We start from the raw sequence: 15109 nt of genomic DNA, 5'->3' as shown, positions 1-15109 counted from the left end.
AGGAGTGTTTCTTCTCGTACAAAAGCAGTTTACAATCCATAGGACCGTCATCCTGCACGCGGCATGGCTGGATCAGGCTTGCGCCCATTGTCCAATATTCCTCACTGCTGCCTCCCGTAGGAGTCTGGTCCGTGTCTCAGTACCAGTGTGGGGGATCTCCCTCTCAGGACCCCTACCCATCGTAGCCTTGGTAAGCCGTTACCTTACCAACTAGCTAATGGGACGCATGCTCATCTTTCACCGTTGTGACTTTAATAGTGGTCTCATGCGAGACTGCTATACTATGAGGTATTAATCCAAATTTCTCTGGGCTATCCCTCTGTGAAAGGCAGATTGCATACGCGTTACGCACCCGTGCGCCGGTCTCAAAGTCCGAAGACTTCTACCCCTCGACTTGCATGTGTTAAGCCTGCCGCTAGCGTTCATCCTGAGCCAGGATCAAACTCTTCATCGTATATTTTAATATTATATTGCGATGAATACTTATCGGTTCTTTTCGAATCTATCGATTCTATTACTCTTATTCTTTTTGTCTCGCTGTTAAACGAGACGGCTGTCAATTCAATATGTCTACGAACGTGTATTCCTTTTTGTTTTCGCTTGTGTTTCAAAGCGGGTGCAAAAGTAGTCACTTATTCGAGATCTACAAGCTTTTTTACATAGTTTTTTCTTCTTTTTTACAAAGTTTTTCCTAACACTCTGGTAACATATAATTTAGGATTAAAACAAAAAAGACTTAAAAGGAGTATTTTCTTATACAATTGATTTTTTCATAAAATTACCATATTCAAAAACCTTTATCTTGTAGAATTATTAACTATTAAGTCTACACAATGCAAACTTTAAACGGTTATACTTTTTAGCACAAATATTAAGGCGACTAAACTTTTCGAGTTCCAGAACTAACATAATAATATATACTGTGCTTTGGGCAATACCTAATATAATAGAATTATCAACATTTAATCGTTCCTCCATCTACCCTAATAGCCGCTCCACTGATATAGTCAGCATAAGAACTGCAGAGATAAGCTACAGCACCCGCAACTTCATCAGGTTCTCCGAACCTCCCTGTGTCATTTGGAATCAACTCCTTAACAGCTTTGTATTTAATTTCCTCCAGATCAGTCCCCCAGTTAAACTTCGGCGCAGAATTTACCAGCCAGTCTTCGACCATTGGATTAATGATAGCTCCGGGAGATACTATATTAGAAGTTATTCCTGTTTCTTTAAGTGTTCTTGCAAGCGAGATTGAAAGGTTATGTCTTGCTGCCAGAGTTGCATTATAATGTGGTTGTTCTTTGATAGGCTGTATCGCAAGACCTCCGCCAATATGAATTACTCTTCCCCAGCCTAAGGTTTTCATTTGGGGCACTATTCGTTGAATCATCCTTACATATGAAACAACATTATTGTTATATATCTCACCCCAGTCGTCTGCTGTTGCGTCTCCCCATGATTTATGCGATGTTGCACCTGCATTATTAATTAGAATATCAATTTGACCATTTTTAAGTGCTGCAGAGACTGCCTCATCAGCTCCATGATCTGTGCTAAGATCACCAACCGCTATTTCTGCCATACCGCCATTGCTGATAATTTCCTGGCATACCGCTTTGGCACGATCTTCATTTCGTCCATGAACTATTACAGTTGCTCCCTCATTTGCCAGCATTTTTGCTATTGCTTCTCCTAGTCCAGAACTAGAACCGGTTACAAATGCTCTTTTTCCATTTAATTTTAAATCCATTTTACTTATTTTTAGTTATTCTTGTTTTTTGCAGAGGCGCAGTACCAAATTCTTTTTTATACGCATAAGAAAAATGGGAAATATTAATAAAACCTATTTCTAAATATATTTCGCTTGGACGCTGCCTACGGTTTTCTAATAAATATTTTGCCTCATGAAGCCGTTTTTTAGTAAGCCATCTGCTTGGTGTAATTCCATATAACCTTGCAAAATCTCTTTTAAAACCGGATAAACTACGTCCTGTCAGAAAAGCAAATTTTTCTAAAGGAACATTATACCTATAATGACCATTCATAAATGCCTCTAAATCCAGCTTTCCAGGATCACTAAATTCAAATAACATTTGTTTAATCTCCGGATCATTATCAGCAAGTATTAAAACCAACTCCTTAATCTTAATACGCAAAATCTCGATATCAATATTTCCGCTTAAAATAAATTCATTGAGTTCTTTTGTAGATTTTTTCAATATGCTATTAGCTTTAATAATTTTTACACCTTCACCGTGAAACCTTTCTGATTTAAAACCGTACTCTTTCGCAATCTCTCTAAGGGTATGTTGGTCAAAATGAACAGCTATAGATCTGAATGCATCAGACTCAGTATGTTTAATGGATTTTGCTAATTGATTTCTTCTGAAAAAACGGTAATCGCCAGCAGTAAAAATATATTTCTTATATCCTATCCATACCTCATGTCTGCCACTTATGATATAACTAAAGATGTGGTCAGAAACAAATGCTTCACTTTCCACATTATCACCAAAATAAAGATTTTGTATCAGTTTCGGTTCTGAAAGAGTTTGATTTTTATTCGATTCCATTTTATCTTTTTTATCAATGCAAATTTACCACTTGTTTATGTTTCAAAGTTTTGTTCAAACGTCCAAAATTTTATATGCCTGCTAATTTGTGCATGGAGAATCATGCTTTTATAATATTTGAGTAATGCTTCTTTCTTTTACTCTAAATAAAGTCTAACATGAAAAGATAATTACATTCAATGCTATCATCCATTTATGTGTTTTTACATCCAAATTACTTCCCAGTCAATTCAAATTTTAATAATCCATTTATAATTTTACGAAATACCGTAAAAAATAAATAACTAAAAAATTCGTATTACATTAAAAAACAGTACTTTAAATATAAAGGCACATAATTTGGCTATTGTTCAATATCTAATAATCAAGTTTAATACATAGGAAATGAAAATCCTTAAGAATGAAAATACAATCAGCAAAAAATCAAATTTTAGGATATGTTTTGTCTTTCTTAATCTAGATTAATCGATAGACGTTTCATTCTACAATAGATTTGCAGTATCAATAAAACAATATCACACAATTAACAAAATTGTAATTAAAAAAGCAGACTTAATTTAATATTAATTAGAAATCAACAATTTAAAACCATAAACAAATGAGCACATTTACAGTAAAAGACGGAACACAGATTTATTACAAAGATTGGGGAACAGGACAACCAATCGTTTTTCACCACGGATGGCCTTTATCTTCTGATGACTGGGATTCACAGCTAATGTTTTTCGTACAGCAAGGTTACAGAGTTATAGCACACGATCGCCGCGGACATGGTCGTTCTGGTCAAAGCGCAGAAGGAAACAACATGGAAACGTATGCAGCAGATGTAGCAGAATTAACAGCTGCTTTAAATTTAAAAGATGCAATACACGTTGGCCACTCAACTGGTGGCGGTGAAGTAATTCGTTACGCAGCAAAATACGGAAAAGAACGCGTAGCAAAAGCAGTAATTATTAGCGCTGTTACACCAATTATGATTCAAAACGAATCGAATCCAGAAGGCGTGCCTTTAGCTGTTTTTGATGAAATTAGACAAGGAACAGCTTTTAACAGAGCACAATACTTTTATGATTTCCCGATTCCGTTTTACGGATGGAACCGAGAAGGTCAGACTATTAAAGAAGGTATCAGACACAATTGGTGGCGTCAGGGAATGATGGGTTCTGTTTTGGCACATCATGACGGAATTAAAGCTTTCTCTGAATCTGATTTTACAGAAGATCTTAAAAGTTTAGATATTCCCGTTTTGGTTTTACACGGTGAAGACGATCAGATTGTACCTTTTGGTCAGGCTCCCCGCGCAGCAAAACTTTTGAAAAACGGAAAATTGATCGCTTACCCAGGATTTCCTCACGGTATGCCAACTACAGAAGCAGAAACGATCAACAAAGATATTTTAGCTTTTATTAAAGGATAAGTAAACGCAAATCAATTAATCAAAAACTGTCTGTAACAGTTTGCTTTTACAGACAGTTTTAACTTCTCAAACTATGAATTCATTTCAACAACCTTCTTTTGATACGGTTACAGAAGCTTTACAATGGTTGAATGCACAGGGTTTTACAGAAAACTTTAATCTTGACGAAAATTGTATTCGCTACAATAACAACACACAAACCATGTCGCCGGAAGAATTTAAAATCGAATATTTATTTCGTTTTGAAGGAGATACAGATCCGGGCGACGAAGATATCGTGTACGGAATTATCTCTGAAGTCTACGACATAAAAGGTGTTCTTACCAGCGCTTTTGGTATCTATGCAGATTCAGTTTCAGCAGAAATGATCAGAAAACTTTCGACACATTAAATATAATTTTTAATAAAGCATTCATAAAATTACGACATATCGTAAACAAATTTATCCGCTTTAAATTACAAACACCAACACAACAATAACTTAGCAGTTTGGCATTTCATTGGCTTTACTCATTATAAATCTTAAAAAATAAATAACATGAAACCATCAGTAAACTTATTATCACCAGACAATCACGCATTAGTATTAATTGATTTTGAAGGTCAAATGGCTTTTGCAACCAATAATATTCCGTTGAGCGAATTGCGTAATAATGTTGCCATTATTTGCGGCGCATCAAAAATCTTTAATGTAGACACTGTCGTTACCACTGTAGCCGAAGAAAGTTTTTCTGGACCGGTTTTTCCAGAAGTAGAAGAATTTTATCCAATTGCAACTTCTGGATATATTGATCGTACCACAATGAATACTTGGGAAGACGAAAATGCATACAAAGCCATTACAGGAAAAAACAAGAAAAAAATTGTTCTTGCAGGATTATGGACAGGCGTTTGTATCGTTGGACCAGCTTTATCTGCAATAGAAGAAGGTTACGAAGTTTATGTCATTACAGATGCCTGCGGTGATGTTAGTGTAGAAGCTCACGAACGTGCAGTACAAAGAATGATTCAGGTTGGTGCACAGCCTATTACTTCTATTCAGTATTTATTAGAATTGCAAAGAGACTGGGCTCGTGAGGAAACGTATGTTCCGGTAACGAACTTAATGAAAAAACATGGCGGTTCTTACGGTTTAGGAATTCACTACGCACACAACATGCTGAAACACTAAATCAATTTCAAATTTCAATATCAATATCAATTTCAAACTTGAAACTTGAAACCTGGAAACAATAACAAACAAACCTCTTACCCTTCATTATGTTGGAATCAACAAACATATCAAACAACGTCAAATTACTTTTTCTTTTTCTCTTGATAGGAAGTATGGCATCTGCTCAAAGTTTTAAGCTTTTGCGTTACGACGAAAATTACGAGTTTCTAAAAGATTCGACCAGAAACTTTTACGAGAATTTAAAATTCGTTCCCCTAAACAAAGAGAAAGATTTTTACCTGTCTTTTGGAGGCGAAGCGAGATATGAATATGTTGATTTCAATAATGAAGACTGGGGAAGATTAAATATCGGACATAACAACTTTTTATTACAGCGTTACGATCTTCATGCCGACATTCATTTAGGAAAAACTTTTAGAGTATTTGCGCAATTAAGAAGTGCTTTGCAAGACGGAAGAATCAACGGCCCGAGAGGAATTGACGAAGATCAACTTAATGTTCAGAATTTATTTTTGGATGTCAATTTATGGCAGAAAGAAGATAAAAAACTAACCGTCCGCGCCGGAAGACAAGAACTTGATTATGGCTCTGGAAGATTGATTTCGGTACGAGAAGGCCCAAATGCGAGATTGTATTTTACAGGAGGAAAAATAATGTACACTTCTTCCCGATTCTCAATTGATGGTTTTGCGATGATGGCAGATACTATAAATACAGGAGCTTTTGATAATAAAATGTCTAAACAACTCAATCTTTGGGGCGCTTATTCTAAAATAATATTCCCAAAAGCAGGAAATCTGGATTTGTATTATATCGGAATCCGAAGAGACGAATCTGTTTTTGAAGAAGGAATTGCTCCGGAAAAAAGACATACAATCGGTACAAGATTATGGAAATATGGCGGCGGATTTATTTATAATCTGGAAGCTGCTTACCAATTTGGGAGTTTTGGTTCTGGAAATATAAGTGCCTGGACAGCATCGGCAGATTTGGGTTATTCTTTTGAAAACATTAAATTTAAACCTACCATAAATCTGCGAAACGATTATATATCAGGAGATAAAAACAAAGGCGACGGAAACCTGCAAACGTTCAATCCGTTGTACCCAAAAGGAGGATATTTTGGTTTTAGCCCGCAGGTTGGCCCAGTAAACCTTATCGATATTCATCCGTATGCAACGATGGATTTATTGCCAACGCTAAAGATGCAGGTCGATGTGGTTTTTAACTGGAGATATTCAACCCAAGACGGCGTTTACAGACCAAGCGGATCGCTTAATCTTCCCGGAAGTGCATCAGACGAACGTTATATCGGGACGGCTTATCTTGCCAATTTTACCTATAGCGTAAGCAAATATATTTCAGTAGTCAGCGGGATTCAATATTTTAAAACTGGCGCATTTATCAACGACATAATTCCGAATTCTAAAGACGGTGTTTTCTTTAATGCCAGAATCGGATTCAAATTTTAACAACACACTAAATACCACAATAATGAAAAACACAATAATGAAAAACACAATAATTTTCTCAGCATCAAGACTTAGATCAACAACCCTGATTCTTTTCATCAAAATTTTTTTCGCAGGAATAACCAATACAGCTTTTGCACAAACCGCAGCTTTGGGTTCAACTACAACCTGGGGAAAAGTAGACGGCGTTGCTATAAATGGATTGGTTCAGGGACCTTCTGCATCTGTAGCAGATTTACAAGTTGCCTGCGTTTTTGAATATACAGAAGGTGATATTTTTAATCCTCCTGCCCTTCCTGCAAACCTAAACGGAATGGTTCATTTGGATGATGCTTTTAAAGGCATAATTACAGAACTGCGCAAAAGCGGTAAATTTACAGGACATGCATTAGAAACTTTATTAATCACGCCTCCAAAAGGAACTTTAGCATCAAAAAAATTATTGCTTATTGGTTTAGGAGACCGTACAAAATTTACTCCGGATTTAATGATCAGCGTTGGAAGCGTTGCCATGCGTGAAGCTTTACGTCTGGGCGTTAGTGATTACTCTTTTGCCAGCGATATCAAAGATGCGGGAATCGATTCTCCAACGGCATTAGTAGCAACAAATGTAGTTTTAGGTTCTTTTGAAGCTTACAGAACTCAAACCTATTTAAAAGAGAAAAAATTATCCGATCATAAACCTTTAACCAAAATTATTCTGCTTGCCGGACCATCATTTTACAATGTTGCAGGTGAAGGTATTAAAGAAGCCATCACGAAACTTAATTCTAAATAATTGAAATTATGAAAGCAGACTTAATTTTATTCAACGGAAAAATTCATAGTTTCAATGCCGAAACGCCAAATGTAACGGCTGTAGCAATCAAAGACGGAAAATTTATTGCGGTTGGAAACGACAGTAATGTAATGGAATTGGCTTCTGAGGAAACTAAAATAATCGACCTTCAAAACCGAAGAGTTGTTCCGGGAATTAATGATTCTCATATTCACTTAATTCGCGGCGGTTTAAATTATAATCTGGAATTGCGCTGGGATGGTGTTCCTTCGCTTGCGGATGCACTTCGAATGCTAAAAGAACAAGTAGACCGCACGCCAAATCCGCAATGGGTTCGTGTTGTAGGCGGCTGGTCTGAGTTTCAGTTTGCCGAACGAAGAATGCCGACTTTAGAAGAAATTAATGCCATTGCGCCAGACACACCGGTTTTCATTCTGCACTTGTACGACAGAGCAATTATGAACAGAGCGGCTTTACGAGCAGTGGGTTACAACAAAAATACACCTGCGCCTCCAGGCGGACAAATTGAAAGAGATTCTAAAGGCGAACCAACCGGATTGATTATCGCAACGCCAAACGCCATGATTTTGTATTCGACTTTGGCAAAAGGTCCTACGCTTTCGTACGAACATCAAATCAATTCGACGCGTCATTTTATGAAGGAATTGAACCGTTTCGGAATTACAAGTGTTATTGATGCCGGCGGTGGATTTCAGAATTTTCCAGACGATTATAAAGTGGTGAATGAATTGAATGAAAAGAAACAATTAACGGTTAGAATCGCTTACAATCTTTTCACCCAAAAACCAAAACACGAGTTTGAAGATTTCTCCGATTGGATTGATACCGTAAAATTATATCAGGGTGACGATATGTACCGACATAATGGTGCGGGCGAAATGCTGGTTTTTTCTGCTGCAGATTTTGAAGATTTCTTACAGCCAAGACCGGATTTACCAGAAAACATGGAAGCCGAATTGGAAAAAGTGGTTCGCCTTTTGGTCGAAAACCGCTGGCCGTTTAGACTTCACGCTACTTATAACGAAAGCATTACTAGATTTTTGAATGTCTTCGAAAAAATAAATCAGGAAATTCCTTTTAACGGACTGCCTTGGATTTTTGATCACGCTGAAACGATTGACGAAAGAAACATCGAACGTGTAAAAAATCTTGGCGGCGGTATCGCAGTACAAAGCCGAATGGCGTATCAAGGCGAATATTTTACAGATAGATACGGCGCAAAAGCAGCAGAAAACACACCTCCAATCAAAAAAATGATTGAAATGGAAGTTCCCGTTGGCGGCGGTTCAGACGCTACCAGAGTAAGCAGCTACAATCCGTGGGTTTCTATGTATTGGATGACGGTTGGGAAAACAGTTGGCGGCTTACAATTGTACAACGAAAGCAGATTAAGCAGAGAAACTGCACTGGAATTATACACCAGAGGAAGCGCCTGGTTTTCGCAGGAACAAGCCAAAAAAGGTGATATTAAAACGGGAATGTTTGCCGATTTAGTGGTTTTAGATCGTGATTATTTTAATATTGATGATGAAGACATTAAAAAAATCGAAGCCGATTTAACGATTGTCGACGGAAAAATTGTGTACGCTAATGGAGATTTTTCTTCGTTTTCACCACCGCACATTCCGATTCTGCCAGATTGGTCGCCAACCAATATTTACAACGGATATCCGGCGAGAAACAGTTTTCAGAGTACGATTGAGAAAAATGCTCATACTCATGCAAAACCAACTCTAACATCACAAATACACAGTTGCAGTGGCAGCTGCGATGTTCACTTACACAATCACGACGCCGCAAGATTAAGCAATGTTCCAGTCAATAATTATAATGCATTCTGGGGCGCGCTTGGCTGTTCTTGTTTTGCTTTTTAAATCGAAATAAAATGATAGACCTTATAAAACAAATCCTTTACTCTGATTTAGGAACTTCATTCAATAATATTGCTCTTTTAATATTCAGAGTTTTATTGGCCGTAGAACTTTTTAGAGTTCACGGAATGAAGAAATTCAGAGTTGAAAACGGACAAAGAGAACACGTTCCGAATCCGTTACATCTGCCGGAAAAACTAAACGGATTAGTTGCCACTTTCTCCGATACTGTAGTTCCGTTTCTGATTATTCTGGGCGTTGCAACAAGACTTGTGGTTTTGCCAACCATTGGTGTAACAGCCGTAGGCTATTTTGTAGTGCACAGAAAAGATTCGCTCGAAGTTCGCGACGTTCCTTATATGTACACTTTATCCTTATTACTAATTCTTGCGCTTGGAGCAGGAAAATATTCACTTGATTATTATTTATTAAACCTAATTTAAAAATGAAAGCAAACATCGGAATCAAACAAGAAAGCATCTCAAAAGTAGTGGATGTTTTAACCAAAGTTCTTGCAGACGAATTTGTATTATATACCAAAACAAGAAAAGCACATTGGAATATCGAAGGTCCAGATTTTTACAACAAACATCTTTTCTTTGAAAAACAATACGAAGAATTGGATGAAATTATGGATACCGTTGCCGAAAGAATCAGAACGTTAGGTCATTATGCGCCGGGAACTTTAAAAGAATTTCTAGCCTTAACACACCTTACAGAAGAATCAAGAGAAAAAAATGATGCTGCAGGTTTTATCAAAGATTTATTGGCCGATCACGAAAGCATTTTGATTCACTTACGTGAAAATATCAACAGCTTTGCAGCAGAACTTCACGATGCCGGAACGAGCGATTACATTACCGGACTTTTAGAAAATCACGAAAAAATGGCGTGGATGCTTCGCGCTCACTTAAATTAATATTTATGGAATTACAAAAAAATATTTGGTACGTAACCCTGCTGCTTACTATGATTGCAGGCTATTGCGATACGGTGACTTTTGTTGCTGCAGATTCGATTTTTTCGGCACACGTTACGGGCAACTTTATTGTGTTTGCTTATCAAATCATCAAAGGTTCTGATATTCATGCCTGGGTAAAATTGCTGACTTTTCCTGTGTTTATATTAGCAGTAATTGCGGGAGGAAGAATTGCCTTAAAAAGCACCAATCGCTACACGATTTTGTTTTGGGAAGGTATTATATTGGTTTTAAGCGGTATTGCTTCGTATGTTTTTGGTTATTTAGAAATCTTTTCTCAATGGACTTTATATGTTGTAGCGATGACAACCGTTTTTGCAATGGGACTTCAGAATGCTTTTGGAAAATTGTATGCTAAAGAAACACACGGCCCGACAACTATGATGACGGGAAATGTGACACAAGCTTCTCTTGATTTAGGAAACCTGCTAAAAAACGGACTTAAAGATCCTGAACTTGTGTTAAGTTTTAAGAAACAATTAGTTACCATTTTGGGGTTTCTTGTAGGCTGTTTTTTGGGTGCCGTTGCCGGAAAGTTTTTTGGCTTGGGAACTTTGGTTCTGCCAGGCGCAGCAATGATAATTTGCTACATGTATCACCGAAATAACTAGACAAAACTGGATTTGGATTTGCAGATTTCTGATAATAGATTATCTTTAAAAAATGAATAATACCACCATTTTTTTCCTTAAAAACCATGTACGCTTTTTATGTACTTTGTCTATATTTTTATTTGCAAATCCTAATACAATTGCACAGTCTAAAGAAGATCCTGTTCTCTTAAAAAAGAAAATTGCCAGAGCTAAAAGCGACAACCAAAAGGTCGAATTGCTTTTAGCTTTAAGCACTTATTATCTTACTAAACCAGGCGAGTTTAAGGAAGATCTTGACAATGCTGCAATAGCAAATGCGCAGGCCAAATTAGTAAGCGACGAAATTGATTATAAGGCAGGAAAAGGAAAAACCATTCTTCTGGAAGCTCAGATTCTAAGAGAGAAAGGCGATTCTAAAATGGGATTGGTTATTACGAATAATGCTTTGACGTATGCCAAAAAAAACAATCTTACGGTTTTGCAAGCCGATGTTTATAAAGAACTTTGTGCGTACAAAGGTTACGAAACCGAAGATGTAAAAGAAAAAATCAAATATCTGGAAATGGCGGTACCGCTTTACAAAAAAAGCAGAGCGTACAAAAAACAAGCCGATGCCCTAAAAGATTTGGCCGATTACTACGGAAGTATCGAAGAAAACCAAAAAGCTTTGCAACTTTTAGACAATGCACTTGCGTTATATAAAAGTATCAATTACAAAGAATTGCAAGGCGTTTATACGTTAATGTCTGACAATTACGGTATTCTGCAAAACACACAATTGTCTTTGCAATACGCATTGATGGCCGAAAAAACAGCCGAAGAAGTTCACGACAACAGTTATCAGCTTTGTACTATTTACAACCATCTTGCTCTAGTCTACTATGATCTTTTAAAATACGATCTGGCTTTTTCTAATTTCGAAAAAGCGCTTAAAATTGCTCTCGAAAACAAGAATATAAATGACATAAACACCATTAGTTACAATATGTCGTCTTTGTATTGCCAGCAAAAAAAATATCGTGAGGCACTTCGGGTTGTAACGCTCACGGCAAAAGATTATCCGCCGCAAGATGCGATTATTAAATTGAGGCAGAATTTTATCTTTTTGGTTTGTCATTCTATGCTGAAACAGCTTGATAAAGCAAAACCCTATTACGACCAAATGCTAAAAGACTATCAGGAATCTGATGCTGGTCTGGCTTATAAATTGACCGGAATTATCATTTATTTACAGCAGTCTGGTCAGGTTGAAAAAACGTACGCTTATATCGAAAAATTTAAAGAATTTGCTAAAAAATCAAATAAGCTGATTCTTTATTCACAGATCGAACTTTTGTCTTTTCAATCGGATCATGCCAGTAAAAGATACGAATCTGCGATACAACATTTGCAAAGACATCAGTCATTTCGCGATTCTATTTTTAATTCCGAAAAATTGAAACAATCTGCCGCATTACAGCTTCAATTTGAAACAGAGAAAAAAGACAAAAACATTAAACTGCTCACACAACAGGGAAAATTACAAGAAATACAAATTCAGAATGATCGCGTAATTCGATATGTTTTTATAGGAAGTGTTGCTGTTTTGCTGCTTTTCTTATCGCTTTTATACAATCAATTTCGATTGAAAAAGAAAAACAACGAACTGCTGGAAATCAAACGTCAGGAAATTAACGAACAGAACGAGCTCAACAAAAAAATGCTGATCGAAAAAGAATGGCTTTTAAAGGAAATTCATCATCGTGTTAAAAACAACCTTCAGATTGTCATTAGTTTATTAAATACACAATCGGCTTATCTGGACAATGAAGATGCCTTGATGGCGATACAAAATAGCCAGCACAGAATGCACGCCATGTCGCTCATTCATCAAAAATTATATCAATCTGATAATCTGGCAAATATCGATATGTCGTGGTATATTTTTGAATTAATCAGTTACATGAAAGAATGTTTTGATACCGACAAGAATATCAATTTTGTTTTAGACACAGAAAAAGTGTATCTTGATGTAGCACAAGCTGTTCCGCTGGGATTAATTATAAACGAAGCGATAAATAATGCGATAAAATATGCCTTTCCGGAAGATCGAAAAGGGAATGTCAATATTAAATTAAATAATACCGGAGAAAATAATTACACGCTAATTATTGCAGACAACGGAATTGGTCTTCCTGAAAATTTTGAAGATATAGAAAGAAATTCACTTGGAATGAATTTAATGATGGGATTAACAGACCAAATTGACGGCGTTTTTGAAATGAAAAACGATGACGGTCTGAAAATCAAAATCACATTTACAAGAAATACAGAATTTGAAGGAACGGCAGAAATTGCTGCAATTATATAAATCAAGTAATGAAGGAGAAAATTCTAATTGTTGAAGACGAATTTATTGTAGCAAACGACTTAAAAATCATGCTGCTCAAAGCGGGTTACGAGATAACCGGCATAGCTTCTTCTGTGGTTCAGGCACGCAAATTAATTTCAGAAAAAAGACCAGACTGGGTTTTGCTCGATATTATGCTGAAAGGCGATCTTACCGGAATTGACCTTGCGTGGGAATTGCGCGAAATGCAATTGCCGTTTCTGTATATTTCTGCGAATACCAACCAATCGACTCTGGAAGCGGTGAAAGAAACGCATCCGTACGGTTTTATGGTAAAGCCTTTTCGCGAACGTGACCTTGTTGTTATGCTGGACATTGCCAAATACAGATACAATGAAGAAAAAGGCAGTTTCATTGCCATTCCGAATGAAATTAGAGAAGAAGAAATCAACGGCATTATTGGAAACAGCGAAGTGCTGCAAGAAGTAATTGAAAAAATAAAAATCGTTGCTCCGGCAGAAACTTCGGTTTTGATTTTGGGTGAAAGCGGTACCGGAAAAGAACGCGTGGCGCACGCCATACACGATCTTTCTAATCATAAATCAAATTCGATTGTTGTGGTCAATTGCGCTGCTTTACCACAATCTTTGGTAGAATCGGAACTTTTTGGACATGAAAAAGGTGCTTTTACAGGAGCCAATACATTACGAATCGGAAAGTTTGAACAGGCTCACAACGGAACTATTTTCTTAGATGAAATTGGTGAATTACCTCTAGATTCTCAGGTAAAATTATTACGTGTTTTGCAGGAAAAAGAAATTCAGCGATTGGGTGGCAATTCAACCATAAAAATTAATGTTCGCGTTGTTGCCGCAACCAACAGATCTTTAGAAAAAGAAGTGGCAGAAGGCCGTTTCCGTCTGGATTTATATTATAGATTGAATGTTTTTCCGATAGAATTACCGCCTTTAAAAGAGCGTAAAGAAGATATTGAAGCTTTGGCGCATTATTTCTTAAATAAATATGCTGCGAGTTCACGGAAAAATGTTTCGGGAATCAGTGCTTCGGCTTTACAGCAATTGCTTCAGTATGAATGGCCGGGAAATATTCGCGAACTGGAACATTTAATAGAACGAAATGTATTGCTTTGTAAATCAAACGAAATCGAAAAATTTGATCTTCCCTCAAATGTTTCTTCTACTCCTTTTCAGGAAAACAACGGCAAAATGAAGTCGATGGAAGAAATGGAAAAAGAACATATTATGAATGCGCTTCAAAATTGTGGAGGGAAAGTTTCGGGTCCGGGCGGTGCAGCAGAAGTATTGCAAATGCAGCCACAGACTTTGTATTCAAAAATGAAAAAATTGGGGATTAAACAAGGATATAATTAAATTGCTTTGTGTTGTTTAACCGCAAAGTGCGCAAGGTTTTCGCAAAGCTTTTTATACAAATAACATAAAAAAATAGAGATATTATTAATCTAGGTTAAGCTGACTTTACCGCAAGCTTAGCGAACTTTGTAATTATAAAACCAACAAAAAAAACTTTGTGAACCTTTGCGAAAACCTTGCGCACTTTGCGGTTAAAAAAAAATAAAAATATGGAAACAATAAAACTTGAACTAGACGAAAAAAAACACGGGAATTTTAATCTCTATGTTGATGATAAAAAACTGGGAGAAATGACCGTAAGCCTAAAAGACGATTTACTAACCGTTTACCACACAGGCGTTGAACCAGAAGGTGAAGGAAAAGGATACGCAAAAAAACTGCTAAACGAAATGGTTTCTTATGTACGCGAACATAAAATGATGGTTAAAGCATTGTGTCCGTATGTACATGCACAATTCACAAAGAATCCGGATGAATATCTGGATATCTGGAAAAAATAATTTTAAAAAAA

Annotated in this window: 14 protein-coding genes and 1 rRNA gene; 12 read left to right on the top strand and 3 right to left on the bottom strand. The window is 36.6% G+C overall.

Features of this window, described 5'->3' with window-relative positions; all coding sequences use genetic code 11:
* From EV144_RS14915 to EV144_RS14905, 3 genes are all read right to left on the bottom strand, one after another.
* Positions 1-454 (bottom strand): 16S ribosomal RNA (locus tag EV144_RS14915); the annotation flags it as partial.
* Between the two features lie 501 nt (positions 455-955).
* Positions 956-1750 carry an SDR family NAD(P)-dependent oxidoreductase gene (locus EV144_RS14910; RefSeq protein WP_134149944.1) on the bottom strand — a complete coding sequence of 265 codons (795 nt, stop codon included), beginning with the start codon at positions 1748-1750 and terminating at the stop codon, positions 956-958.
* Between the two features lies 1 nt (position 1751).
* Positions 1752-2573, bottom strand: a complete 822-nt coding sequence (locus EV144_RS14905) for a helix-turn-helix domain-containing protein (RefSeq protein ID WP_134149943.1) — start codon at positions 2571-2573, stop codon at positions 1752-1754.
* A gap of 598 nt (positions 2574-3171) precedes the next feature.
* Between EV144_RS14905 and EV144_RS14900 the strand changes: the two genes are divergently transcribed.
* From EV144_RS14900 to EV144_RS14845, 12 genes are all read left to right on the top strand, one after another.
* Positions 3172-3990 (top strand): alpha/beta fold hydrolase, encoded by an 819-nt coding sequence (locus EV144_RS14900; RefSeq protein WP_134149942.1) that lies wholly within the window; start codon positions 3172-3174, stop codon positions 3988-3990.
* Between the two features lie 73 nt (positions 3991-4063).
* Complete coding sequence (locus tag EV144_RS14895; protein ID WP_134149941.1) at positions 4064-4381, top strand: phosphoribosylpyrophosphate synthetase; 318 nt, start codon at positions 4064-4066, stop codon at positions 4379-4381.
* Positions 4382-4528: 147 nt separating this feature from the next.
* Complete coding sequence (locus EV144_RS14890) at positions 4529-5161, top strand: hydrolase (protein ID WP_134149940.1); 633 nt, start codon at positions 4529-4531, stop codon at positions 5159-5161.
* 89 nt (positions 5162-5250) lie between these two features.
* Positions 5251-6636 carry an alginate export family protein gene (locus tag EV144_RS14885; RefSeq protein WP_134149939.1) on the top strand — a complete coding sequence of 462 codons (1386 nt, stop codon included), beginning with the start codon at positions 5251-5253 and terminating at the stop codon, positions 6634-6636.
* Positions 6637-6658: 22 nt separating this feature from the next.
* Entirely contained in the window at positions 6659-7414 is a 756-nt protein-coding gene (locus EV144_RS14880; protein WP_243854669.1) for a M17 family peptidase N-terminal domain-containing protein, read from the top strand.
* An 8-nt stretch (positions 7415-7422) separates the two neighbouring features.
* Positions 7423-9309, top strand: a complete 1887-nt coding sequence (locus EV144_RS14875; protein WP_134149938.1) for an amidohydrolase — start codon at positions 7423-7425, stop codon at positions 9307-9309.
* 11 nt (positions 9310-9320) lie between these two features.
* Positions 9321-9749: a DoxX family protein gene (locus tag EV144_RS14870; protein WP_134149937.1), complete on the top strand. Its 429-nt coding sequence runs from the start codon at positions 9321-9323 to the stop codon at positions 9747-9749.
* A gap of 2 nt (positions 9750-9751) precedes the next feature.
* Positions 9752-10225: a Dps family protein gene (locus EV144_RS14865; RefSeq protein WP_134149936.1), complete on the top strand. Its 474-nt coding sequence runs from the start codon at positions 9752-9754 to the stop codon at positions 10223-10225.
* A 5-nt stretch (positions 10226-10230) separates the two neighbouring features.
* Positions 10231-10896 carry a YoaK family protein gene (locus EV144_RS14860; RefSeq protein ID WP_134149935.1) on the top strand — a complete coding sequence of 222 codons (666 nt, stop codon included), beginning with the start codon at positions 10231-10233 and terminating at the stop codon, positions 10894-10896.
* A 52-nt stretch (positions 10897-10948) separates the two neighbouring features.
* Positions 10949-13228 carry a histidine kinase dimerization/phosphoacceptor domain -containing protein gene (locus EV144_RS14855; RefSeq protein WP_134149934.1) on the top strand — a complete coding sequence of 760 codons (2280 nt, stop codon included), beginning with the start codon at positions 10949-10951 and terminating at the stop codon, positions 13226-13228.
* Positions 13229-13236: 8 nt separating this feature from the next.
* On the top strand, positions 13237-14598 hold the full coding sequence (locus tag EV144_RS14850; protein WP_134149933.1) for a sigma-54-dependent transcriptional regulator: 1362 nt from the start codon (positions 13237-13239) through the stop codon (positions 14596-14598).
* 209 nt (positions 14599-14807) lie between these two features.
* Positions 14808-15098, top strand: coding sequence for a GNAT family N-acetyltransferase (locus EV144_RS14845; RefSeq protein ID WP_134149932.1), 291 nt, complete (start codon positions 14808-14810; stop codon positions 15096-15098).
* The last annotated feature ends 11 nt before the right edge of the window (positions 15099-15109 follow it).

The organism is Flavobacterium sp. 270 (assembly GCF_004368785.1).
GTDB lineage: Bacteria > Bacteroidota > Bacteroidia > Flavobacteriales > Flavobacteriaceae > Flavobacterium.
The sequence above is the reverse complement of the archived record's forward strand: the minus strand, read 5'-3'. Positions and strand labels throughout refer to the sequence as shown.